Raw genomic sequence first — 509 nt, 5'->3', positions numbered from 1 at the left:
GTAGATAAGAGTGTTGAGAATGCGAATGGAAAAGAAGAAGTAGCTGTAGGAGACATGGTGAAATACACGATCGTAGCGACGAATGATAAAGCAGGATCGTTATTAATGAATGGATCAATTACAGATACAATCCCAGAGGGATTAGGCACACCAACGAATATTAAAGTAGTAAAAGCAGATGGAAGTGTTGTAGAATATGCGGCAGCGGATGTCTATGATGAAGCAACACGCACGTTGAAAGTCGACATTGGCGATTTAGCAGGTGGAGAAAAAGCAACGTTAACATTTGAAACAGAAGTGTTACCAGAAGCATTGGGACAAGAAATTGAAAACGTAGCGACTGTTGGAGGAGAAACACCAGATGGTGGATCAACTGAAGGCACGGGTACGGGATCATTACCACCAGTAGACCCAACAGATCCAAATCTGATTGTAGATAAGAGTGTTGAGAATGCGAATGGAAAAGAAGAAGTAGCTGTAGGAGACATGGTGAAATACACGATCGTAGC

General features: G+C 42.2%; 1 protein-coding gene. It reads left to right on the top strand.

All coding sequences use genetic code 11. From position 1 onward, the window contains the following. Positions 1 to 509: isopeptide-forming domain-containing fimbrial protein (locus AC07SW_RS13365; RefSeq protein ID WP_494633163.1), on the top strand; the 509-nt coding region annotated here is incomplete at both ends.

The organism is Carnobacterium sp. GW821-FHT04C06 (genome assembly GCF_059420345.1).
This window is presented reverse-complemented; position numbering and strand designations above follow the sequence as displayed.